The sequence below is a fragment of the Slackia isoflavoniconvertens genome (assembly GCF_003725955.1).
In the GTDB taxonomy this organism is placed as follows: domain Bacteria; phylum Actinomycetota; class Coriobacteriia; order Coriobacteriales; family Eggerthellaceae; genus Slackia; species Slackia isoflavoniconvertens.
In genome coordinates, this window is the sequence record NZ_QIBZ01000032.1 from 1 (window position 1) to 2,059 (window position 2,059).

A 2,059-nucleotide genomic window follows, 5' to 3' on the forward strand; every position below is an offset into this window, starting at 1 on the left:
CACCGAGGAAGCAGCGCCACACCGCCAGGCGGATCTACGACAGGCTCGTCGCCGAGCGCGGCTACGGCGGCTCGTACTCCACCGTGCAGAGATTCGTCCGCGAGCTCAGGCTCGCCCGGGCGGCGGCGGGCGGAGAGGGGTACCTCGAGCTCGAGTGGGCGCCCGGCACCTGCCAGGTCGATTTCGGGAACTTCCGCGCCGCGGTCGGCGGGAGGACCCTCGACCTCAAGCTGCTGGTCGCGACGCTTCCGCACTCGAACGACCGGCAGTGCGTCGCCCTCATGTCGCAGAGGTCGGAGTGCCTGTGCGCCGGGCTGCTCGAGATCTTCCGCCGCTGGGGCCGCGCCCCGGCTGCGATGGTGCTCGACAACGCCACCGAGGCGGGCAGGATGGTGCGCGGCGAGGTCACGGAATCGAGGCTGTTCTCGCAGTTCAGGGCCCACTACCGCTTCGAGAGCCGGTACTGCAACCCCTATTCGGGAAACGAGAAGGGCTCCGTCGAGAACGCCGTGGGGTTCCTCCGGCGCAACCTCCTCGTCCCCGTGCCGGCGTTCGGCACGCTCCCCGAGCTCAACGCGTTCCTCGCCGATGGATGCGCGAGGGTCAACGCGGCGGCGCACTGCCGCGACGGCAGGCCGCACGGAGAGGCCTACCGGGAGGACCTCGCCGCCATGCGCGCCCTTCCCGGTGTGGAGTTCGACGCGGTGAGGTGGGTCACCGCCCGCGCCGACAAGCGCGGCTACGTCGAGGCCGACGGGCGCGAGTACGTCGCCGGGCCCGCCTGGCACGGGCGGAGCCTGCTCGTCGGCATGCGCGCGTCGACGGTGGAGATCCTCGCCGACCGCGGCCGCCGGGTCGCCGTCCTCCCCAGGGCCTTCGGGGAGGGCCCCGCGGTCCGGAACCCCCTCTCGCTCGTGCCCGCCATCATCGCCAGGCCGAGGGCCTTCGGGGAGTCGACGATCAGGCGCGACATGCCGCCGGGGCTCGTCGAGGGGATCGACCGGATGGACTCCGCCGGCAGGAGGCGCACGCTCAGGTCGATCGGCCGGGCGAGCGAGTCCTCGGGCTTCGAGGCGGCATGCGAGGCGGCGCTCAGGGTCGTCGAGGGCGGCCGCGTCCCCGACGACGCCACGGTCGACGTGCTGGCGAGACGCATCGCGGGAGGCGGCTGCGGGGCCGGCGGGGCCGACCTGTCGGTCTACGACGGGTTCCTGAAGGGGGCGGTCGCCGATGGCCGCTAGCGAGGAGCTGGCCCGCAGGGTCGTCGAGGCCGGGCGGTCATGTTCGCTCACCACCGCCGTTCTGGAGGAGTGGTCGAGGCTCGGCACCCCGAAACAGGTGGAGTACCTGGCGGGCTACCTCGAGGCGGAGAGGTCCAGCCGCGAGGCCTCGAAGCGCGCGACGCTGCTCAGGCGCTGCGCGCTGCCGGCGCCCAAGACCTTCGACGGCTACGACTGGTCGGCCGTGTCGTGGCCGGAGGACATGGGGCGCGAGTCGCTGCTCGCGCTCGACTTCGTCGAGCGCAGGGAGGACCTCGTGCTCATGGGCGACGTCGGCACCGGCAAGACGCACATGGCGTCGGCCCTCTGCGCGCTGGCGTGCGAGAGGAGGCTCGAGGCGCGCTTCTTCACGGCGTCCTCACTCGTGATGCGCCTGAGGCGCGCCCGCGACGACGGGAGGCTCGACCGGGAGGCCGCGCTCATCGGCAAGGCCCGCCTGCTCGTCATCGACGAGCTCGGGTTTCTCCCGCTCGACGCGGACGGGGCGAGGCTGCTCTTCCAGATCTTCGCCGACGCATACGAGAGGCAGTCGGTGGTGATCACCACGAACCTGGAGTTCAGCAGGTGGGGGTCGGTGTTCGGGGACGACCAGATGGCCGCCGCCGTGATCGACCGCATCGTCCACCACGGGAGGCTCGTCCAGTTCCGCGGCGAGTCCTACCGCGTCCGCCATGCCCTCATGCAGGAGGGCTAGCCGCTCAGAAAGCGTGCGCACTTCCGATGCTCAGGCTGCTCAATTTCCGATGCTCTTTTTGCTCAAATCCTCTTGACGAAACACA

The 2,059-nt window shown here is 71.2% G+C and carries 2 protein-coding genes; both read left to right on the forward strand.

Going from position 1 to position 2,059, the window contains the following annotated elements:
• Positions 1-1,241, forward strand: a 1,241-nt coding sequence (gene istA / locus DMP05_RS09595; RefSeq protein ID WP_123220232.1) for an IS21 family transposase, incomplete at its 5' end; no start/stop codon positions are given.
• Positions 1,231-1,974: an IS21-like element helper ATPase IstB gene (gene istB / locus DMP05_RS09600; RefSeq protein WP_123220233.1), complete on the forward strand. Its 744-nt coding sequence runs from the start codon at positions 1,231-1,233 to the stop codon at positions 1,972-1,974. The genes istA and istB, both read left to right, overlap by 11 nt.
• The last annotated feature ends 85 nt before the right edge of the window (positions 1,975-2,059 follow it).

Excerpts from the sequence above, each read along its gene's own strand:
- istB (WP_123220233.1), top strand. The coding sequence starts at position 1,231 with ATGGCCGCTAGCGAGGAGCTGGCCCGCAGGGTCGTCGAGGCCGGGCGG.